The sequence below is a fragment of the Dictyobacter sp. Z7_2 genome, assembly GCF_057551105.1.
Genome location: NZ_BAAJPE010000002.1, coordinates 5,305,961 through 5,328,774, shown reverse-complemented (window position 1 = coordinate 5,328,774; position 22,814 = coordinate 5,305,961). Strand labels below are relative to the sequence as shown.

Annotated in this window: 16 protein-coding genes; 9 read left to right on the top strand and 7 right to left on the bottom strand. The window is 49.7% G+C overall.

All coding sequences use genetic code 11. The annotated features are described in order from the left end of the window. Positions 1-53: 53 nt before the first annotated feature. The 3 genes from AC27N8_RS35790 to AC27N8_RS35780 form a co-directional block, all read right to left on the bottom strand. Positions 54-1,046, bottom strand: a complete 993-nt coding sequence (locus tag AC27N8_RS35790) for an RNA ligase family protein (protein WP_487074624.1) — start codon at positions 1,044-1,046, stop codon at positions 54-56. Next, a complete protein-coding gene (locus AC27N8_RS35785) occupies positions 1,043-1,444 on the bottom strand; it encodes a VOC family protein (RefSeq protein WP_487074622.1) in 402 nt (133 codons plus the stop codon). The genes AC27N8_RS35790 and AC27N8_RS35785 overlap by 4 nt, the downstream gene beginning before the upstream one ends. Before the next feature lie 336 nt (positions 1,445-1,780). Further along, a complete protein-coding gene (locus AC27N8_RS35780) occupies positions 1,781-2,638 on the bottom strand; it encodes an alpha/beta fold hydrolase (RefSeq protein ID WP_487074620.1) in 858 nt (285 codons plus the stop codon). Positions 2,639-2,962: 324 nt separating this feature from the next. Here AC27N8_RS35780 and AC27N8_RS35775 point away from each other — a divergent pair, with 324 nt between their 5' ends. From AC27N8_RS35775 to AC27N8_RS35755, 5 genes are all read left to right on the top strand, one after another. After that, positions 2,963-3,676 (top strand): zinc metalloprotease, encoded by a 714-nt coding sequence (locus tag AC27N8_RS35775; protein WP_487074618.1) that lies wholly within the window; start codon positions 2,963-2,965, stop codon positions 3,674-3,676. 115 nt (positions 3,677-3,791) lie between these two features. Then, a complete protein-coding gene (locus AC27N8_RS35770; protein WP_487074616.1) occupies positions 3,792-4,883 on the top strand; it encodes a trypsin-like peptidase domain-containing protein in 1,092 nt (363 codons plus the stop codon). A 32-nt stretch (positions 4,884-4,915) separates the two neighbouring features. Next, on the top strand, positions 4,916-10,423 hold the full coding sequence (locus AC27N8_RS35765; protein WP_487074614.1) for an effector-associated domain EAD1-containing protein: 5,508 nt from the start codon (positions 4,916-4,918) through the stop codon (positions 10,421-10,423). Positions 10,424-10,531: 108 nt separating this feature from the next. Next, the gene (locus tag AC27N8_RS35760; RefSeq protein WP_487074612.1) at positions 10,532-11,278 is read left to right on the top strand and encodes a hypothetical protein; all 747 of its coding nucleotides are present in this window, start codon (positions 10,532-10,534) and stop codon (positions 11,276-11,278) included. Positions 11,279-11,346: 68 nt separating this feature from the next. Continuing rightward, the gene (locus tag AC27N8_RS35755; RefSeq protein WP_487074610.1) at positions 11,347-11,871 is read left to right on the top strand and encodes a hypothetical protein; all 525 of its coding nucleotides are present in this window, start codon (positions 11,347-11,349) and stop codon (positions 11,869-11,871) included. A gap of 90 nt (positions 11,872-11,961) precedes the next feature. Here the strand turns inward: AC27N8_RS35755 and AC27N8_RS35750 are convergent, their stop codons facing one another. After that, positions 11,962-12,717 (bottom strand): alpha/beta fold hydrolase, encoded by a 756-nt coding sequence (locus AC27N8_RS35750; protein ID WP_487074608.1) that lies wholly within the window; start codon positions 12,715-12,717, stop codon positions 11,962-11,964. Between the two features lie 186 nt (positions 12,718-12,903). Here AC27N8_RS35750 and AC27N8_RS35745 point away from each other — a divergent pair, with 186 nt between their 5' ends. From AC27N8_RS35745 to cydB, 3 genes are all read left to right on the top strand, one after another. After that, complete coding sequence (locus AC27N8_RS35745) at positions 12,904-13,599, top strand: alpha/beta fold hydrolase (protein ID WP_487074606.1); 696 nt, start codon at positions 12,904-12,906, stop codon at positions 13,597-13,599. Positions 13,600-13,727: 128 nt separating this feature from the next. Further along, the gene (locus AC27N8_RS35740; RefSeq protein ID WP_487074604.1) at positions 13,728-15,122 is read left to right on the top strand and encodes a cytochrome ubiquinol oxidase subunit I; all 1,395 of its coding nucleotides are present in this window, start codon (positions 13,728-13,730) and stop codon (positions 15,120-15,122) included. A gap of 20 nt (positions 15,123-15,142) precedes the next feature. Then, on the top strand, positions 15,143-16,162 hold the full coding sequence (gene cydB / locus AC27N8_RS35735) for a cytochrome d ubiquinol oxidase subunit II (RefSeq protein ID WP_487074826.1): 1,020 nt from the start codon (positions 15,143-15,145) through the stop codon (positions 16,160-16,162). A gap of 132 nt (positions 16,163-16,294) precedes the next feature. Here the strand turns inward: cydB and AC27N8_RS35730 are convergent, their stop codons facing one another. Both AC27N8_RS35730 and AC27N8_RS35725 read right to left on the bottom strand, forming a co-directional pair. Then, positions 16,295-16,606 carry a hypothetical protein gene (locus AC27N8_RS35730; protein WP_487074602.1) on the bottom strand — a complete coding sequence of 104 codons (312 nt, stop codon included), beginning with the start codon at positions 16,604-16,606 and terminating at the stop codon, positions 16,295-16,297. A 54-nt stretch (positions 16,607-16,660) separates the two neighbouring features. After that, positions 16,661-17,644: an SDR family NAD(P)-dependent oxidoreductase gene (locus tag AC27N8_RS35725; protein WP_487074600.1), complete on the bottom strand. Its 984-nt coding sequence runs from the start codon at positions 17,642-17,644 to the stop codon at positions 16,661-16,663. Positions 17,645-17,958: 314 nt separating this feature from the next. On the opposite strand from AC27N8_RS35725, the gene AC27N8_RS35720 reads away from it, so the two are divergent. Beyond that, complete coding sequence (locus AC27N8_RS35720; protein WP_487074598.1) at positions 17,959-20,001, top strand: protein kinase domain-containing protein; 2,043 nt, start codon at positions 17,959-17,961, stop codon at positions 19,999-20,001. Between the two features lie 9 nt (positions 20,002-20,010). Here AC27N8_RS35720 and AC27N8_RS35715 read toward each other — a convergent pair whose 3' ends face one another. Beyond that, the gene (locus tag AC27N8_RS35715) at positions 20,011-22,386 is read right to left on the bottom strand and encodes a glycoside hydrolase family 65 protein (protein WP_487074596.1); all 2,376 of its coding nucleotides are present in this window, start codon (positions 22,384-22,386) and stop codon (positions 20,011-20,013) included. Positions 22,387-22,814 lie beyond the last annotated feature (428 nt).

The following is a 22,814-nucleotide window of genomic DNA, read 5'->3' as shown; positions in this document are numbered from 1 at the left end:
ACACTATATACATATCTCTTCTCAGTATTTTTTAAATGCCTATCTTCTGCCCATCACCTTGCAGTCAACGTTTTGCTGCCCGGATGGGTCTCTTTACGTATATATTTCCCAACAGCGCGCTTAAAATCGCCAGAGCTGAATTTCTTCGCGAGACGAACCACATATCCCTTGCCGACATCCCTCTGTTCAGAGGTATACAGCTTACGAATCATAGCTTCATCATATATACCTTCATATAAAACCGGAACTGGCGTGATACTGAGCAACTCAAAATATTCCATGGTTTCACTCCAGGGCAAGCATTCATTCATATCATTCCATACAGAAAACCCCATAAAGTAGGATGGAAGATACTCATACTTCATAGAATGCTTTGTCCAGAGATCCTCGCCACAGATGCGCCAGGTCGCCGGTATATCGTGCGCGAAACCGGACCAAAAATCTTTCACCGGGTAACGCGTTGAATGAGAAATACTATCGATTCTCCTGGCATGGATGTCATCCCGGTACATAGTGATATTCTCACCATCCATCTTCTCCGTAATAACGACACGTTCGCCAGTAAACTGTGACGTTGATTCCATTATCTTATCGTCGTCATCCACACCATCTGACCAGGGTAAGTGATAGGTACGCGGATACATCATTGTTTCAGTAAAAACGCTAAGATGATGCTTGAGTACTTTCTGTACGCTTTCATCATAAAACAACTCTCCCCTGCTCCGACAACCATGAGGCAATAGCATATTGCCCCATTTGTCATATTCTTGATCGGCATAAAAATGCTCGGGAAGTATCACATGTACGATACCACATCGGCGTCGTACTTCACCTGTAGATATGTCAGTTCGCTCACAATCCAAATGATGTTCCTCGCAAACTGAAGCACCGTTCTCCAGATAATAGCCTCCATCACCCCATAGTCGTCGCTCTACGATATGATGAGCATCCTTGGCTTGCCTGGCACAGAACACGCACCTATACCTATCTCGCTGGAAAACGGCTTCGCGAAATTCATCCCTGGTCAATAACTGTTCCTGACTCATTGCTCCTGCTTGACTCCAATAGCTTGATTGATCTCCCAGAGGTTACCTTCTGGGTCCGCAAAATATGCCGTACGCAATCCCCAGGACTGGTCGGCCGGAGGACTGAAAACCGTGACACCTTTTGCTTTAAGATTTTCGTATACAGCGTCAACATCCTCAACACCAGCAGCCAGAAATCCGCGAGGGCCGCCATTTATTTTCAGATTGCGTTCCTCCTCACCAATCATATGTGCTGCCACTGAAATATCCAGCAACAGAAAATACATATCTCCCAGTAAGAACCCAGCCGTCCCGGCATCACTATCCTGTACCTGAAAACCAAGCACATCGCGATAAAACAGCGCACATTTAGCCAGATCTTGTACGAATAGCACTGTTGCAGCAAGTTTATGAAACATTGTTTCCACCTCTTATTTATTAGACGTTTTACACATGAAAGATCAGTGATTATTAAAAGAAGTATAAAATAGCAGCCGAAAAGAAACTTCTCCAATCTGCTCTTGTCCGCCTTTCACCATGAGAAGATGCCTACCTGTTAACCAGGCATGAAGAGGTTATGAAAGCATGGATTGATCCACACCGTGGCGTCATTCAGTTCTCTGATGGGGATGCCCCTCGCCGGGATTTCGCGAGATCAGAGGGAGGTGGAGAAGAGATGGTCACCATGCAGCTTTCGCAAGCCACAAAAAATCATCCTCCATTGCGTAGCAGGAACGCAATGGAGGATACTCAGATCAGGCTTTCAAGAAAGCCAGCAGATCAGCATTAAACTTATCTTTGAGAGTCGTCGTGAGGCCATGAGGCGCTCCCGGATAGACTTTCAGGGTCGCACCCTTGATGATCTTGGAGGAGAGCAGGCCAGCAGCGCCGATCGGCACTATCTGATCGTCATCTCCATGGATCACCAACGTCGGAACATCAAACTTCTTGAGATCCTCCGTAAAGTCCGTCTCGGAGAAAGCCTTAATACAATCGAAAGCGCCTTTGAGGCCCACCTGCATCGACCAGAGCCAGAACATATCTCGCACGCCCTGCGACACCTGAGAATCGGGCCGATTAGCCCCATAGAAAGGAGCACTGAGATCCTTGTAGAATTGCGAGCGATCACCTAAGACGCTTGCCCGGAGGCCATCAAAGACATCGATGGGCAGACCACCCGGATTCGCCTCCGTCTTGAGCATCAACGGAGGCACCGCCCCCACCAGCACCGCCTTGGCCACCCGCGACGTGCCGTGACGACCGATATAACGTGCCACCTCGCCACCGCCGGTGGAATGGCCCACCATAACCGCATTCTTCAGATCGAGCGTCTCAAAGAGCGTCGAGAGATCATCAGCATAGGTATCCATATTGTTGCCATCCCATGGCTGACTGGAGCGGCCGTGTCCGCGACGATCATGAGCGATCGCACGATAGCCATGAGATGCCACGAAGTTCATCTGCTCATCCCACGCATCGCCATTGAGAGGCCACCCATGACTGAAGACGACGGGCTGTCCGGTTGCATTCCCCCAATCCTTAAAATAGATCCTGGTGCCATCCTGCGTCGTAATCGTGCCCCCATTCGAGGGATGATCTGCAGTAAAACTCATCGTACATTCCTTTCGCTAACTCGAGAGAGCAAAACATAACAAAGTTTATTGTATCACAAAGAAATAAATTCTACTTATCCTATGCTTCTGCTTAAAATACCGATGCAGTCTCTCACTCAACATTCTAAGGTATTGCCGCGTAATACAGACATCTATCACATAGCAGGAATATTTCTCTTGATCTAGTTCTCCATATGCACATTGATAAATATATTTGTAATGTAGTATACTCAATTATATAAAATCAATGATGAGCAGAGAAGATATCATTCTTTCCATGTAGATCGTATGCTTTACTGATTGCAATAGAAAAGGGCAGAGAAGATGGACGAAGCCACAACTAGATTCTATTTTGAGCGCTCGCTTCCTTTGCGTTACCGTCCGCATCCAACGAGTGAAGCGAGATCCACACCCTTTGAAGGAGCCTTAGACAAAAGCAGGAGCTGGCCCACAGGAACAACCTTGTATGTGACCTTTATGGATGGCGATCCGCGTGTACACAAAAAAGTAGAGGCTTATGCTCAACAATGGAGCCAATATGCGAATATCACATTTGTCTTTGGCCATCATGAGCCCTCCCAGGTAGATCAGATACGTATTTCGTTCAAGGGTAAAATATCATCATCTTATATTGGGACAGACTGCGAGAGAATCCCTAAAAATCTGCCAACCATGAAGTTCGGCTGGCTCTACCCCGACTCTCGCGATGAGATATATTCAGCCGTTGTGCTTCACGAATTCGGTCACGCCCTTGGCATGATCCATGAGCATCAAAGCCCAATCACCGCTATCCAGTGGAACAAACCTGTTGTCATCAATTACTTTAAGTCTCTGGACCCTCCCTGGTCCGAAGCCGATGTCGAGAGCAATGTCTTTTATCGCTACACTACAGGCCAAACCCAATTTGAAGAGTTTGATCCTCACTCAATCATGGTCTATCGCATCAATCCTGGCTGGACATTGAACGGCTGGGGGGTGATGGAGAACAGCGTCCTTTCGCAAGGTGACAAAGATTTCATTCGTAAATATTATCCATAACCGCACCTTTCGCTATCAGTCCCGACAGACTATCTACCCCTGTACATCATTCGTCGTAGCCATTCAATCAGCGCTCATAATTTTTATCGGTCATCAACTCTAAAGGAGGAAAACAATGCGTCTCCTTAGAAACAGACTATCGCCAGCTCAACTTCTACAATTTCAACAAGCTTTGATGCATGCATTCAATTCCACTAGCTTTGATAATATGCTGCAATTATATACAGGACACCAGCGCGAACAGCTCTACTTTGGCAACAACGATATGCCTGATCGCGTCCTTGGTATCATCAATGCATTTGAAGATCGAAGTTGGACTTCCGACCTCCTGCTCGGCGCTCTACGCGCTCGTCCTGATGATCTTGATTTACAAGATTTTGCCAGACTGTTTGGCCTGGGATATACCAACTATCCCAAGAAAAAGTTTGAACAGATCATCAATGAGGCGCACAGTATGCTCGATGTCAACCTCTGGGTGACAAATCTGACACAAATTATTCCACGCATATGCCGCATCACCTATGCTTCTGGCAGTCGAAGCTTCTCTGGCACTGGTTTCCTCGTCGCCCCCGCTGTTGTAATGACAAACTTTCACATCATGGAGGAAGTCTTTACGCATCCAAATCTGGCTTCAAAAGTTCGACTCACATTTGATTTCAAAGAGACTCTCGATGGCAGTACTATATTTGCCGGGGCTCGCTACGAACTCGCACAGGATTGGTATCTCTTCCACAGCACATACAGTAATGCCGATACATTACCTTATCCGGCCGATCCGGAGCCTGAACAACTGGACTATGCTCTTTTACACGTCGATGGCACACCTGGCAATGATCAGATCAGTAATGTGCCAAATACTTCACGTGGCTGGATATCATTACCTGAGGAGGAACACGATTTTGTTCCTCAGACCACGATTTCTATCTTACAGTATCCCGGTATTCCCAATTTGATGCTTGCCATCGAGACCAACGGCATCATGGAAACCAATCAAAGTCTGACACGTGTGCGCTATACGACTAACACCCAGCCCGGCTCATCCGGCTCTCCTTGCTTCAATGCCGACTGGAATTTGATCGCGCTCCATCATTGTGGCGACTCCAATTATGAACAGTTCAATAAACCGCAGTACAACCAGGGGATTCCCATCGAGAAAATCTACTACCACCTGAAAAAGTACGACAAACTGGCCCTCCTGAATACCTGAAGCTTCAACCTTGAAAATGAGGTCTCTGAAGGATGTTTTTAAATCAACCACAATTTCAGCAGCTAGAGGAGGCATTCAATGATGCCTTTACAACGCATGCAAAACTTCTTCAACTGGCTATCTTCACCTGGAGCCAGACGCTTGATCAGCTAGGTATTCAAGGAGACGACACTTGCCAGCTAGTTTCTTTGCTCCTCCATCAAGCCGAAAAAGATCTTAAAATGGGAGACTTAATTAACTCTGCCATACACATTTTATCGCAAGAGGGAGATTTACAGAGTGAACGATTCATAGGTATCCGTGATCAACTTCTACTAGCCATCAGCTGGCACGAAAAGCAGAACCCTTTGACAACGTGTTATCTGCGCCAGGGAAAGGTCATGCTTGATCGTAATGAACTACGCACATTCATCGGGAATTTGTTGAAACGTGACGGCAAACGCATCCTCATCGTAGATGGACAACGCTATAGCGGAAAATCACATAGCTGGGAATTGATTCATTATTTAGAGACCTTCTATAACTTTTTCAAAGCAGTTTTGATCGACCTTGATCGCCTATCACATTCGCAGATGCAAGCCAATGATCTGGGAAGTATGATGGTAAGTCAAATGGGCCTGGACCCCCACAGAGGTGGCATCCCTGTAGAGCAAGAACATTGGGTACAGTACTTCGTCGACTGGCTGATTGGACAACTCAACAAGAGCGACATTGTCTATTGGATTGTGATTGATAGTTTTCCAGAGAAACTTTTATCTCCTCGTACTCAGGATCTTATCAATGCATTAGCCAGTAGCATCGACAAACAACTGGATAAATTAAGGCTTATCCTCTTAAGTTATCAGGATCACGATACTTTAAATCTGATTATTCCCGGGCGTATCGAATATGAATTTATCCAGCCCATTGAAGCCAAAGATCTACTTCCTTTTTTTCGCACTCTCTACCTGCAGCGCCATCGCACACAGCACATTCCCTATGAAAACGAACAAATCGTAAAATCTGCACAGATGGTCTGGCGCCAGGTTGATCCAGAGCACCCACAGAGACTTCGTTTACTTGAACAAGTTGCCAGTGTTGAAGCACAAAGAATACTCGATCCCCCTCTTCCTATCCAGGAAGAACAACAACTCTTGAAAGAAATGGAGCAACAGCTCTATGCCCTGGATCTTAGTTATGATCCATCTTCCGCACCACTCCCCCCCATCACTCACTATGGCTCCTATCACCAGGCCGCCGCAGTGCTCTCATTCTTCTATCTGGCAACGCTTAACCCGGTTCCCGGCATATCCGATCACGAAAATAGACAAGACGTACTTAAGAATTGCAAGTCATTGCCTGATCAGCACAATCACGATCTTTGGATGTTACAGCCAGAAATACGGAAAGACGTGCTTCAGCAGATGAAAAGTCGTAAAGCTCTTCAGCATGCTCTCACCGCCAACCAACCACTTCCCGACAATCCAGTACAGCAGATGTTATCTGCCTACATTACAGGCGATGCTCCTCCCATCTCCAAACAGGATCTATCACAGGTTGCGGCCTCCTTTCAAGTGGTCAATTGGCTAGATGGCGTGATTCCCGATCTCCCCGCCAGAGACACTATTCAACAAAGACAACAATGGCTAGGCCTGCTCCAACCATTCCACGAGCTTGCCGGAGAAAATTTCCGTGGACGGCAACAAGAGCTATCTATGTTGTACACCTATCTTGGGATACCTCCTGTGTTATTCCACGACACGACGCTTCAACTGCCCATCACCACCACCAACACCAGCCAGAACATCGCGCCAACCATTTACGGACCTGGTGGCGTTGGTAAATCAACTCTGCTGGCCCACCTCATCCTTGAAAACGCCCTGGGAACTGACAAACCACACTTCCCATGGTCGTACGTTGACTTCGAGCGCCCTGGGATACGCATCGAAGAACCCCTTACGATTCTCATTGAGGCCACCCGTCAGCTCGGGATTCTCTATCCTGAATCACAACAATCTTGCGATAAAGTACGCGATACCATGCGTCATCAGATTATCAAATACGAACTCCATCGCAGCACCTATGAATCAAGAGCCGGAGACAACTTTGCCCATCAGATAAAAAATGACTGGTGGCGCTACTCAAGAGATTTTGCTCATTTATTACATAATCTTCACGCTAACTCAGATTCCCCATTCCTCCTGGTACTTGATACTCTTGAGCGAGTTCAACACCACAGCAGCGTCGTCATTACCAGCCTCTGCTCGTTCCTGACCACTTTGAAACATGCACTTCCTTCATTAAAGACTATTTTTGTGGGACGCGCTCCCCTGACAGGAACACTAGACTTCCCAACAACTCCCTATGAATTAAAGGGCTTTGATGCCGAGACCGCACAAGTGTATCTGGAAAATGAAACTCACGGGCTACTCGACTCAGATCAGGCTAGAGAAATTATTAGCAAGCTGAAGCCTCATCTTCTCCCCCTCACCTTGAAACTTATGGTTCTGTACCTCAAAAAAAGTGATCGGACTACTATTGAGCAGATGATACAAGATAATCTGCTAGTGATGCATTTTGAGGAAAGCAGTCTACAAGAACGGCTCCTTCTTCGCATTCTCGGTCATATCCACGACCACAATATCCATAAACTTGTCTATCCTGGCTTCGTCCTACGCTTTGTTACACCCGCATTGATCCGCTATGTCCTGGCAACACCTTGTGGTATTACACTTGAACATCCTGACGATGAACAACGACTCTTCACAATACTACAAGAGGATGAATCGCTTGTGGAGATGAAAGACGGCTCCCTCTATCATAGACCAGAGCTTCGTGCGATTATGCTCAAAAGAATTCATCACAATGACCAACAGCAAGCGCGGCTAATCTCAGAGGCCGCTGTCCTCTATTACGAACAGCAGGAAGGGGTTAGCGCACGCGCCGAAGAGCTTTATCATCGTTTGTTGCTACGACAGCCCATCGCGATGCTCAATCAACGCTGGATTGACGATAATCATATCGAGGATCTCCTCTCCAATGCGCTTGATGAACTTACAGGTCATGAGAAAATATGGCTTGCATCTCACCTGGGTGTATACCTCTCGCCAGACCAACGCCATCAAGCCGATCAGGAGAGTTGGGAACGGGATACAGAACAGCGCACACGAGAGTATCTACGACACGATAATGCACAGGATGCCATTACTCTCTTACGAGAGCGTCCAGAACGTACCGCAAATAGTCCACTCTACGAGTTGCAAGCGCAGGCATATGAGCTTCGGCAAAAATGGGAGGACGCCATCGCAGTTCTCACCACTGGCATATTATCCGTCACCTCCAGCCGCCTCGCGGGTGCCCTACGTCTTCACATTGCACGACTGGAAACGCGCCGTCTGGATATCCCGGCAGCCCGCAAATATCTAGACGACGCTGAAAAGCTCTTCATTTCGCAAAAAAAAAATACGCTCTTTTTATTAGAGATCGGGCTGCAACGCCTTGGACTGGATAGAGTTGAACGCAAAATTTCTCCTACGACGTCCAAAGAACAACTTTATCTGTTATTTCGCCAGTTATCCTCTGAGCAAATCACCGCCCAGCCAGTCCTGATGGGATGGTTTGCGGGAGAATTGGGCAAAGATTTTATTGATGCCACAGCTCGCATCATACAATTGACCGGACTCTATACAGAAAGAATGACCGCCTGGCGCTCCTTAGCACGTGCCTTGATCTCCTGGGAACGAGATCTCATTGATCACGAGCAATGGTCCAAAGGAGTTTTTGCACGCCTCCTTGGTCTCGCCGACACAACCAGCTCAGCCGAGAACTGGACTGCCTATCTACAAGAAAACGATGCCAGCATGCTTGCACAATCTATCTCAAAGCTCTTAGACAGTCAGGCTGCGCCACCACTCCCTGTCTTCGATGCTTTGATCGACATTTTAAGCGAACGTGCCTGGACTGGTCCTAATCCTATCGCAATTGTCCAGCCGATGAGCAATCGTCTCTCCATACCGGAGCAAAGGATCACTCCTGAGCCCGGGCTCTCAATGCCACCACAAGACCAATCTTCCAGCACACACAAAGGTTTCAATCTGGGAAAGTTAACTCCCTCACAACGTTCCCAATTTAGAGATAGCCTATTGAATGCCTTTTCCTCACCAATTGATTTAAGAAGCATGCTAGCATTCAGACTAAATATGAACCTGGATGCGCTCTCTCTTAGCAATAATTATCACGATATTGTGAACGATCTCGTTGAGCAAGCCATTGCTCGCGGTTGGGAGGCTCAAATGCTGGCAGCAGCTCTTGACGCGAATCCTGGAAATCCTTCTTTGCGTACCTTTGCAGAGCAATTTGGTCTTGTCGCCAGCATTTCATCTTTTCGATCCGAGGAACTGCACACAAGCGAGCAGCAACCTGAAGAAGGGAGTAGTGCTTTTACAGATAGAACTCAGATAGACTCTTTACTGGGGCATCTCGAAACACAGATTTGCCGCATAGAAATCGAGCATCAATTTCAAGGAACTGGCTTCCTGATAGGCCCTGACATCCTCTTGACGAGCTATCACACGATCGAACGCATCATCAAGAGAGAGGTACCCTCGCAGCAGATGCTTCTACGCTTTGATGACAGAGTCCTTACAGACAATGAGGCTGTCAGTACTGGCACCATTTATCATTTGGCCGATAACTGGCTGATTGACTATAGCTCTGAGCCGCAACTCGATTTTGTTCTGTGCCGCATTTCCGGTGCCCCCGGCAACGAGCCCATTGGAGGTGAGCAATCTGAGCCTGCTGCCCCTCCTCGCGGATGGATCATACCTGCGACATCGCCGCCCGCGATGATTATTGATGCACCACTCTTCATCTTGTACTATCCAGCACATGGGCCATTGCAAATCAGTCATCATCCGCATGGCATTGTAAGCCTGAATAAAGCCGGCATACGCCTCTCCCATCGCGTTCACACAGCATTAGGATCATCTGGTGCTCCTTGTTTTAATCAAAATTGGGAACTTATCGCCATGCAGCAAGGGAAGCCTGACATACAGCATAATACACCTACCCAGACAGCCATCCCCATCATCGCCATCCTATCACTACTGAATCAACACCAAACATTTTCGCTCACCCCGTTACCAGATATTGATACAAACTTGAGCCAGTTAAGACAAAATGTACATCTCCGTCTCGATACAGCCATACAAGCAATCACACAGATCCGCACGCCTTTTTCTACGAGAATGTATATCTCCCCCAAACAAAAAGTAGAGAGTGCTAAGGCTATGCAGACTGTCAAAAATATCCTGCTCGACCTTCGTCAATACCTGGATGATATCCTCCTCAATCCCAACACCTCACTCCCTGATTACATCATTCAACATTACCCAGCCAGTATCAACCAGATAAATACCGCCATCGCAGAGACTTCTGTCTCTGTTTCCACATTTACCATCGATAACGAAGATCGACAACTCATACAAAGACAAACAGAAGATCTCATCAAAAACTTGAAAAGTATTGAGAGTTTGATATCGGGCCTGGAAAATACGTCTTAATGAATATGTCGATAAATGAATCATGGACCATTTCGAGGACACATGACTTTTATCAAGTAGGTCGGGCCAAAGTGAGAGTGGTTTGCATTATCAAATGGATTGTGCCACATGCCAGACTCCAAAGCTGGTTTGCTCGATCGTATTGCTCTCCGATATAGAATTTATGACATCAAGACTGCTCCATCCGATATCAAATTTACTATTTATCTGGACAGCCTCAATGAAATGTTCTTTATGCTTCAAACGCTACTTATTAGAGAGCACGATCTCTCTACTATTGAAGAGGGTTTAAGAATGATTGAAGAGGGTTTCTACCGCTTCCTGCAAGGAAAAGATCATATCAATATTGACTTAAATGACCATATAAGCGAACTAAACGAAGTTATAGCTCAATTTCAAACAGCAAGGGTATTAAAGGATCAAAGTGATCTATATTACTTGGCATTACAACTATCACGCCACCATATCTATATATTATGCGAAAATCTACGAACGCCAATCCGATTTTTACCACGCAAGCCCAGGAAAACAAACTTGGATGATTTTAAGCCCAAAATCAAAAAGATATATGATATTGTGAATGAATGGCCTTCAATAAATAATGAAATTGAAACTATAAAAAACGATTTTATCAAGCTTGACAATATTTTTTATAGTTTTCTTGATAGAAAGAAGCAGCCTTCGCCTTCGGGGATTGATTTCCACAAAGAGATATTTAAATTTTTTCAAGTACGGGCACATCTTGAAAGTATCTGGACCGCTACAAAGAATACGGATCAATATTTTCGACAAATACTCAAGTGCAAGTATGCAACGTTCCAGTTGCTCGAAGCGTTACTGTATGAATGGCCTTGAAAATTCATACTTTTTAAGGCATACTTGAAATAGCAATTTTTGTATGACATCTGGAAATGGGGTACCCTATGTCAGACAGAACGATATCCACCGCCGAGAACGAGCAGGAAATTGCCACCCTCCTCTATCTCAACACTTTCTATAACCAGATACAAGATCAAGTAGAAAATATCACTGATCTGCGCCTTTCCTTACAAGAAAAAGGTGTGCCATTTCGAGGGCAAGGAAATATTCGTCCGATCCAATGCCAAGTAGCTGTCACTCTCCTTGAAGAGATCGGCGCACACCTACAATCTATTTATCGCATTTTTCATACCGACGTGTATAGTCTTCCCATTGCCATCATTATTATTCGCTATCGCTTATTAGCGCCCATCAATCTTATCAATGAGCAAGTATGCCAACTAATTGATCTCATTGACACTTTTCGTATTGATTGTATGACGCCCTCTACTCAGACACGTAAGCAACGTGAAAACATTTCCCTTGCATTTGACCTATTACTCACACAACTCCGCTCACTCCTATCTCAATTCATAGGCACTAAATCAGAAGCCCGCACCATCACACTCGATCTCATCAAACAACAATAGGTGTAAAACAGCATATATTTTTTATCAGTCAGGTCCTCTTGTTCTCACAATCGTTGTTCACGTCGTATTCTACACAGGCACAGTTGTAGATCATTTCTGTACAATCCAGTTTAGAAACGCCTGGATCGCCTTGACGAGTGCCTCGGGAGAATTATAATTCACATCGTGTGCTGCATGCTCAAGCACCACCAACGTCCCTTGAGGCAACAGGGACGTCACCTGCTCCACCCAAACTTGAGGAACAATCGTATCGCGCGAGCCCCGTACCACGAGTGTTGGAATATCCATATGAGGCAAGCTAGCTTCTATTTTATCCTGGAGTCCATAGCGCAGAGTTGCCGCAGAGCGGCGCAAGCCAATATCCAGCGCATCGAGGAGCACGATAGGATAGAGCGAGAATGGTTCGAAGAGTATATTCAGGAGCCAGCGTCCAATTTCTTGATGTGCGGTACGTGCCTGAGCGTCCATGGTAGGACTGACAAGGATCGCGGCTTGAATCCTTGCTGGATAGCGCATCGCAAAACGTGCAATGACCTGACAGCCCAGCGAATTGCCAAGCAGGATAGCCTGTGGAATTCCGACCAGAGTCATCCAGGTCGCCAGAGTATCGGCCATCTCATCTAAATCCTGATAATGATCTGGCTTGCCACTTTTGCCGAAGCCCGGCAAATCGGGCACATACACCTGATAATCGGCCGCCAATCGCTGAGCCGTTGGCATCAAATAGCGACTGGACACAATCAATCCATGCACCATCACGATCACCGGACGCTCGGATGCGCTTTGTTCGCGTGGAACACGATAACGCAAGGAATAACCAGCCATCTGTGTCCACTTGCTTTCCATTATTTTTTTAATCCGTCTCATGTGCTTAGACACGAAAGCTGGCAGCAAAGAGACTCACCATCCGGAATAAACAAAAGCCAGCGGACTGTTTTCCCTGATAACGTGTCCATTCAACAGGAGCAACTAATCAAAAGACAGAGCATCAGAAAATCGACACTAAAAAGCGTCCAGGTAAGAGACGCCCGCGTGAGCTATCAGATGCTGGGTGAAGGAGAGCCAGTGATCCTCGTGCACGGCCTCTCAGGCTCTATGCGCTGGTGGAGTCGTAACGTGCAAGCGCTCGCGCAGGATCATCGGGTCTACCTGATCGACCTGCCCGGATTTGGCACCATGCGCCGCATACATACGCGCTTTGCGCTCGTCAACGTCGCACATTGGCTGCTGGCCTGGATGGAGGCTGTCGAGTTACCCAGAGCGGATTTCGTGGGACACTCCATGGGAGGATACATCTGTATCTGGATTGCTGCTCATCGTCCCGAAGTAGTCAATCGCCTGGTCCTGATTTCGCCCGCCGTCCTGACGCATATCCACAGCATCTGGGGCTATACCCTGCCGCTACTCACAGCTATCCGTTACATCAAGCGAGGTTTTTTCTGGATTCTGGCATACGATGCCCTGCGGGCTGGACCGCTCACCTTATTGCGGGCCGCCAATGATCTGCTCTCCATCGACGCTGAAGAAGAGATCGCCAACATCAAGGCTCCCACGCTCCTCATCTGGGGAGAAAATGATACCATGGTGCCGCCATCTGTGGGGCAGATTCTGCACACCCAGATTGATAATTCGCGTCTGGTGATCTTAAAAAATGCCAGCCATGTCAGCATGTATGATCAGCCACAGCAATTCAATCAACTGCTCGCAGAGTTTCTTGCTGCAGAATAACTTCATCCTCTACCTTCCTTGTGACCTTTTTGTGAGATTACTTATCACGGTTGTGATAATCGTGTAACTGCCTTCCCATACAATCTCCATAACACTTATTGTTAGCACCCGATCAGGGAGAGTTTTTTATGGACGCAGTTACACTCGCACGTCTTCAATTCGGTATTACAACCGTGTATCATTTTTTCTTTGTGCCACTCACGTTAGGACTGGTTATCCTGGTAGCCGTGATGGAAAGCATCTACGTTGCAAGCGGCAACGAGGACTACAAGCGCATGGCGCGTTTCTGGGGACGTTTATTTTTGATCAACTTCGCCATGGGAGTGGTCACAGGTATTGTCCAGGAATTCCAATTTGGCATGAACTGGTCCACCTACTCACGCTTCGTCGGCGATATCTTTGGAGCGCCGCTCGCCGTTGAAGCCTTGCTAGCCTTCTTCATGGAATCGACCTTCCTGGGTATCTGGATCTTCGGCTGGGAACGTCTCTCGAAGCGCTGGCATCTCACCATGATCTGGCTGGTTGTACTGGGCTCGCATCTTTCGGCCTTCTGGATCTTAGCCGCCAACTCATTTATGCAAGAGCCCGTCGGTTACGTGCTGCGCAACGGCCGCGCAGAGATGACCAATTTTTTCGCTCTCTTAACGAACCCCAACCTCTGGGTACAGTTCCCGCACGTCATACTCGGTGGATGGGCCACTGGTGCCTTCTTTATCGTAGGGATCAGCGCCTATCACCTTATCAAAAAGACTGGCAGCATGGACCTATTCCGTCGCTCTCTCCACATCGGGCTGGCCGTCGCGGTCGCCAGCAGCTTCCTTGTAGCCATGGATGGGCATGAACAGGCCCAACATATGGTACAGGTACAGCCCATGAAGATGGCTGCCGCCGAAGCGCTCTGGAACAGTCAGGCCCCGGCCTCCTTCTCCTTATTCACCATTGGCAGCCTGGATGGTACCAGCGACGTCTTCTCGCTCCGTGTGCCATACCTGCTCAGCGTCCTCTCCTATAACAACGTGACCGGAAAGGTCGAAGGCATCAACCAACTGCAAGCGCAATACGTCAAAGAATACGGCCCTGGTGACTATGTACCGCCCGTGCCTGTTGTCTACTGGACCTTCCGTATCATGGTTGGTGCTGGCATGTTAATGATCCTGCTCTCGCTACTCGGACTCTTCTTTGTCTGGAGACGCAATCTTGACAAGCAGCGCTGGTTCCTCTGGACGCTTGTTGTCGGCATCTCCTTACCTTACCTGGCCAATGCCGCTGGCTGGATCATGACCGAGGTCGGCCGACAGCCCTGGATCGTCTTTGGACTGCTCAAGACCGGTTCAGCGGCCTCGCCCAACGTCGGAGTCGCATCGGTCTTGATCTCGCTCATAGTATTCACACTCCTCTATGGCGGCCTGGCTGTCGTGGATAGCTTTCTACTGATCAAATATGCGAAAGAAGACATTTCCAATCAGGACGTTCCCGAAGAAAGTGCTCTGCTTGAAAATGACACTCTATCCGAAGTCTACTAATTGACAAAAAGAGGAAGATGATGAATCTCAACATAATCTGGTTTATCTTAATTGTAGTTCTATTCCTGGGTTTCTTTTTCCTGGAAGGCTTCGACTTCGGAGTTGGCATGCTCTTACCCTTTCTGGGCAAGACCGAGAAGGAACGCGGCATGATCATCAATACCATCGGACCTTTCTGGGACGGTAATGAGGTCTGGCTCATCACCGCTGGCGGTGCCATGTTTGCCGCCTTTCCCAACTGGTACGCAACGATGTTCAGTGGCTTTTATCTCGCATTACTGCTTATGCTTGTCGCCCTCATCCTAAGAGGAGTCGCCTTTGAATTTCGGCATCGAGATCCGCGTCCGGCCTGGCGATCCTTCTGGGACTGGATGATCTTCGTTGGAAGCCTGATACCCAGTCTACTCTGGGGAGTCGCCATTGCCAACTTGATTGAAGGTGTCCCCATCGACGCCCATATGAATTACACAGGAGGCTTCTTTAACCTGCTCAACCCATTCGCGCTCCTGGGTGGACTGGCCTTCATCGCCATCTTCGCTTTACACGGAGCCATCTTCCTGACGCTCAAGACAGAGGGAGAGCTACTGGAACGTGCCCAGAACATCGCGCGCACCATCTGGTTCCCAGTAGTCATCCTGATTGCCGCCTTTGTCGGCAGCGGATACTTTGTCACCAGCGCCTTCAACCGCCTGGGAATTGATCCAGGCATAGCCCCGTTAGGAGCAGGCATGGCCCTTCTCGTCAGTGGCTGGCTCATTCAGACCAAACATTTTGGCTGGGCCTTTCTCATGACCGGCATCACGATAGCGCTCTCAGCCGTCACCATCGGAATGGCCCTATTCCCCAACGTGATGATCTCCAGCCTCAACCCAGCCTGGAGCCTAAACATTTACAACGCATCATCGAGCCCATACACATTAACCGTCATGAGCATCATAGCGATCACCCTGGTACCATTCGTGCTCGCCTATCAGATCTGGAACTACTGGGTCTTCCGGCAACGCATCGGCCACAAATCGCCCAGCGTTGCTCACAAATAAACCGATGTAATACTCCGTCAACGGTCATCGCACCGATCTCTCATCTGAGATATGCACCTCATGGGGTGAGACGCCCACCGACGTAGCGGCGCGGCTCCGCCGTGCTGTCTGTGACTCGTCCGACCATGCTCCTCATGAGGTTCCATTGCACAATCTTCCCACCGTGGAGCGTCTTGTTGGCGTTGCTTCCATCGGCACGTGGGACGGTGTCGTGCGTCCAGTGACAGCACGGCGGAGCCGCGCCGCTACGTCGGTGGGCGTCTCACCCCACGACTTCACGGATCTGTTTTGGGAACATATCTCCTCTGAGACAGAGGCGTGATGATCTTTGGCAGAGTAGTAGCGGCGCGGCTCCGCCGTGCTGTCTGTGACTCGTACGACCACGCTCCCCATGGGGTTCCATTGCGCGATCTTCCTGCCATAGAGCGTTGCGTCCATTAGCACATGAAACTCCGCCGTACTATCTGTGACTCGTCTGCTTCGGCCTGAGTGCATCTCTCAGGAGCCTCCATCGGCAAGGAGCCCAAGAGAGACCTCCCACAGTTTCTGTGCGGTATCCGGATCAATCGCCCACTGCTTAACGCCATCACTATTCTTGAACAAGTCGGCATCATTCGACACAGTATAGGCCTCCTGGCAGTCGGTAAGATAATGACCGCCAGTGTGGGCGAATTCGGGAGCGACTGCCGCCACGAGAGTAGTCGCGGCACCTTGCGCGACCGTCTTGTAGACGAAGACCCCCGAGGCTTCGGCCTCAGCCAGATAATCTTTTTGTTTCTGTGTAAAATCTCTTTGCAGCCCGGTAGCGACGCCGCCAGGATTAACAGTGTTGGCGACAATGCCATCGACGGCCCAGCGACGTGTAGCTTCGACAGAGAATAACGCATCGGCGGTCTTCGACTGTGCGTAGGCCTCCTGCGGATCGTACACGCGTCGTTCGAAGTGGATATCGTCGAACACGATCGGCGACCGCATATGTGACGTGGAGCTAACAACTACGATACGTGCCTCACCTCGCTCGCGGGAACCAGCGGCGAGAGCGTCATGCAATCCGAGGCTCAGGGAGAAGTGACCAAGGTAATTCGTAGCGAATTGCAGTTCCCAGCCTTCCACAGTTCTGACCAACGTACTTGGAATGATCCCCGCGTTATTGATCAGCAGATGCAGTGGGCCATTCCAGTTCTGGACAAAGCTAGCGATCGAAGCCTGATTGGCGAGATCCAGGGCGACGACGCGCACACGCTCATTCCTGGTCGACGTCTTAATATCCTCAGCAGCCTTCGCGCCAGCATCGGCATTGCGAACCGCGAGCGTTACCTCCGCGCCAGAGCTGGCGAGTGCGCGAGCGGTCTCAAGGCCAATACCCGACGAGGCTCCAGTAATGATGGCACGAACACTCGTGAGATCGAGGCCTGCCACGACATCCCCAGCAGTACTTGTGGTATTGAATCGAGTCGTGATAAGTGCATTGGGTGTTGACATAAAAATCTCCTGAAGAAACATAACAAAGAGAACCAAAAAGTCAGGGATGCATCGTTTATACTCTAGCCTCTTGTCTATCCAGAGTATAAACTATAGAGTCGAGTCTACAGTCAAGACTTTTTGAAGAGATCTTCCTACTTAAACTTGACAAGTGAACCGTTTCTAGGCACAATACGCTTATCGCGTCTTTTGATGCCCATCCTACAGCAAGACATTTTCGCAGGCCGTTGCGGCATCCGAGGGACGAGATTTGAGTAGCACGCGCAATCATTGCAGCACTGATCAGATAGATTTTTATATCATTTGAGGATTATATGTTACTTTCACCAGAGATTTTTTGTGCCGCCTGCGGAGCAGCGAATAGTCCTAAAAATAGTCATTGTTTCGCCTGTCGTCAGCCGCTTCAGGCCTCCAGGACCCCAGCAGAAGCGCAACAGCAATTGTTGCGCAAAAGATATCACCTGCTCAACCGTCTGGGGCAAGGAGGCATGGGATCGGTCTATCGAGCAGAGGATCTAGAGCTGGGAAAGCGCTTGATCGCCATTAAAGAACTGAGTCAACGAGGACTAAAACAGCACGAAGCGTACGAGGCGGAGGAAGCGTTCAAACGCGAGGCGTTACTCCTGGCTGGATTGATGCATCCAAATCTACCACGTATCTATGATAATTTCTCTGAGTCTGGACGCTGGTACCTGGTCATGGACTTCATCGAGGGAGAGACGCTAGAAAAGTACCTGAACCGTAATGGAGGAAAACTTCCCTGGTCAGAGATCTTTGAAATCTGCACACAGATCTGTACTGTCCTGCGTTACCTGCACACGCGTCCGATGCCCATCATCTTCCGCGACCTCAAGCCACTTAACATTATGATCACGCCAAATCGACAGATTTATCTGATTGACTTTGGCATTGCCCGCTTATTCAAGCCCGGGCAGGCCAGGGATACAATCGCCTTCGGTTCACCGGGATATGCAGCTCCCGAACAATACGGCAAAGCGCAGACAGCGCCCAGCGCGGATATCTACAGCCTGGGAGCCATCATCCATCAAATGCTCACGGGCAGGGACCCATCCACCACGCCATTCGCCTTTCCGCGCATCCCCAACATCGCGCCTGAGCTACAAACCCTCATCGACCAGATGCTCGTTCTGGATGCCAACCAACGCCTCTCAGACGCTGAAAAGGTCAAGCAAACATTACAGAGTATCGACGTCTCGCGGGGTAAATCCCCATCCGTAACGGCCAGCATGCCGACGCTATCAGCGACGCCTATCAACACGCCTTCTCGTCAGAGGCCCATGTCCACGCCACCACGCCAGAGGCCCACGCCACAGCTCACGCCGCTACCGCCATCGCTCCCATCCCAGCCCATCGACCTGCAAGCGGTGCCCCTCTTCATTCCCATGGGACCGCCACAGACCTTAGGCAAAGTCATTGGCCTTTACCAGGGGCATATGGACGTCGTCTCCTCGCTCACATGGTCGCCTGATGGTACTCAGATCGCGTCAGCCAGTTACGACAAAACGGTCCAGATCTGGTCTACCAAAAACCGGCAGATGCAAAGGTTTTACCGCAGCCACAGCGGAGCCATTAAAGACATGACCTTTGTTGTCTGGTCACCTCAAGGATCACAGATCGCCTCGACCAGTGACAATGGAGTAATCCAGATCTGGCAAGTCGAGCCGCTACAGACAAAGATCAATTACAAGGACCACAAACATGCCGTGCAAGCACTGGCCTGGTCGCCCGACGGAGTCCACATCGCCTCAGCCAGTCAGAGCACCCTTCTCATCTGGAATCCACTCAACGGTCAAACGCGCATCAGCTTTGACGGTGCATATGGCAATATCCTGACTGTCGCCTGGTCGCCTGATAGCTCCCAGTTAGCACTCGGCTATGACAGCTCCGTTGTACAGATCCTGAAGCTACACCCAAAGGCGGTCACCCTGGAACCCTCCACCATCTACATGGGACATTACCATAACGGAAACGTCACTGCCGCAGGTACATGGCCGACCCACAAAGTCATCTGGTCGCCTGATGGCATCCACATCGCCTCGGCCAGTGCCGACCGCACCATCCAGGTCTGGGATGCCACCAGCAGCAAACGCCAATTCACCTATCGAGGCCATAAAGAAACCATTTACGACCTGGACTGGTCTCCCAATGGAGCATCTATCGCCTCATCCAGCGCTGACGGGACTATCCAAATCTGGAACGCCCAGAACGGAATTCGGCGCTACACCCACGCCAGCCACAATCCGACCGTCTACACCCTCGCCTGGTCACCCGACGGAAACTATATCGCCTCTGGAGCGCATAGTCACATTATGATCTGGCAGGCAACGTCAAAATAGCAGAGAGCACTACTTCGAGGGCGAGCGGCGTGCTTTGCGCGAGATCGGCTCACGCCCGCGTGGTTGCCGGGGACGCGGTCCCGCCTTGATAGTTGGGATACTACGCGTGACGGTTTCATCGGCGGAAAGTGCAATCTTTTCGCCATGATGCTCGATCTGTAACGGTAAATGGCATTCTTGCCCATCCAGGACACGATAGGTAGCTTCCTTCTCCATCACATCGACGCGCAGGTGACAGCCATGGAAGGTGATATGAAAAGCGAAGCGTTCCACGCCCGGAGGCACATGTGGTTTAAAAGAGAGCGTCCCATCGTGGAGGCGCAGACCACCGAAGCCTCCAATCAAAGCCATCCAGCAACCAGCCAGCGACGCGATATGCAATCCATCTTTGACGTTATGCTCCAGATCATTCAGATCCATAAAGATCGACTCGCCCGTATAATCGTAGGCGAGATCGAGCTGGCCCACCTCGGCCGCGATTGCCGCCTGTGCGGGCGCGGAGAGGGAGGAATCGCGTACCGTCAAAGGCTCATAGTAATCAAAGTTCTTAATCTTCTGCTCTTGAGTAAACGCCTCATCGCAAAGCTGCATCGCCAGCACCAGATCGGCCTGTTTCAGCACCTGCTTGCGATAAATATCGAAGTAGTGAAAATGCAGGAACAGAGGATACTGATCAGCGCTTGTATGCTCAAAGTCCCAGCGTTTGTGGGCCGTAAACGCATCGTCTTGGGATGTGACATGACGCTTCTTATCATAAGGGATAAACATTTTGTCTGCCGCCTCGCGCCAGGCGGTCAGCTCGCTGCGCTTAATACCAAGCTCATGAGCTTTTTCTGGATGACGCCGGGCTGAGGAAACTGCTTCACGCAGATTGCGTTGGGCCATCAGGTTTGTATAGACATTATTATCCACAATCGCGCTATACTCATCGGGTCCAGTCACGCCATCGATACAAAACGCATCATCGTTATAGTAGCCAAGGGAGTGCCAGAGACGAGCGGTCTCAGCCAGTAACTCAAGGCCGACCTCCTTTTCAAAGGCCATATCGCCCGTACATTCGATATAGTGCGCGACAGCGTAGGCAATATCAGCATTAATATGAAAGGCGGCCGTGCCTGCGGGCCAGTAGCCAGAACATTCCTCCCCGTTAATAGTACGCCAGGGGAAGGCCGCTCCCTGCAAATTGAACTGCCGAGCGCGTGCGCGTGCCAGTCCCAGCGTCGAATGACGCCAGCGTAGTGCGTCAGCGGCGGCTTGTGGATGGGTCAATGACAGCAGAGGTAGCACAAAGATCTCCGTATCCCAAAATGCGTGTCCATCGTAGCCAGGACCTGTCAGCCCCTTGGCCGGGATCGGACGCCGCTCTCCGCGCGATCCCGCCTGGATCACGTGAAAGAGTGCAAAACGGATCGCCTGTTGAATCTCTGGATCGCCTTCCAGCTCAATATCCGCCCGCTCCCAAAAACCATCCAGATAGCCGCGCTGCTCTTTGAGCAGGCCCTCCCAGCCAGTCAGGCGAGCGGCACTCAAAGCGGCTATCACCTGATCATGAATAGCAGAACGCGAGCGTTGACTTGACCAGCCATAGGCCAGAAACTTAACGATACGTATCCGCTCGCCTGGCTTCAAACGGCAGGTCACAGAAACGCGTGCGAGATCCTGATAGCTTTCTGACTCAACCACAGTATTCTTTGGACCCTTGATATGATGATCCATAGCTGCTCCCATCCGCAGCTTACTGGCCTGAGTCCGATGCACCAGAATCCCGAACGAACCACTCGCCTGATGCTCTTCGCACGTCAGCGGAGATACCTTGAGCGTCCCCGATCGTGGATCGCTCGCGCCGGCTGAAGCCTCTTCATTCGCCACCAATTCTGATTGCACCACGATACGCACCTCAGCATCGACCGCCTCCACCTCATAGCTGATCGCCGCGATCGCTCGCTGTGTGAACGAGACCATACGTGTTGAGGAAACCTTCACCGCCGTCCCCACAGGAGATGTCCAGTGCACATCGCGCCGCAGCAAGCCCGAGCGAAAATCGAGTGCGCGCTTATGACTATGCACCGTGCCATAGCGTACATCGAACGGCTCATCATCCACAAGCAAGCGAATCAGCTTCCCATCCGTCACATTAACAACCGTCTGCCCTGACTCTGGATAGCCAAATCCCCCCTCGGCATACGGCAGGATGCCCGACTCATAAAACGAATTCAGGTACGAGCCCAAAATAGCATGTGGCTCCCCCTCATCGAGATTGCCGCGCAGACCAATATGTCCATTCGAGAGCGAAAAAATGGACTCAGTATGAGCAAGAATATCAAGATGAAGACCTGACTCATGAATTCCCCAGGCATCATTATCAAAAGCGGGATGAGTAATCATCGAAAGTCCTTCCCAAACAACAGGCAGAAGATCAAAAAAAAAATACCCCCAGTATTATAACAATCGTATCACAGATATACTGGTCACTACAGACACGTTGCAGAGCTGCAAAAAGTTGATCCATCCCGACCCCTGTAGATAGTAAAATAACCCAAGGGATGCGCAACGAGAAGAGGCCATCATGTCACGCATCTAAATATCCCAGATGCACGTACAATGGTGTAGCGTCAGGTCTTGGGCCTGATGTCCCTCTCGACGCACGACCGGAACGGCAGTCGGCAAACGCCACGCCCACGTCCAACGGCGACCATTTCGCACCACAGAGGCCGAACCCCAACCGAAGGCAGTTGGCACGTTCGCAGTGGCGCATGTCAACGTATGGAACAGCCTTTAGCGCGCCCTTCTACCCTCCACGCGCGATACAGGCA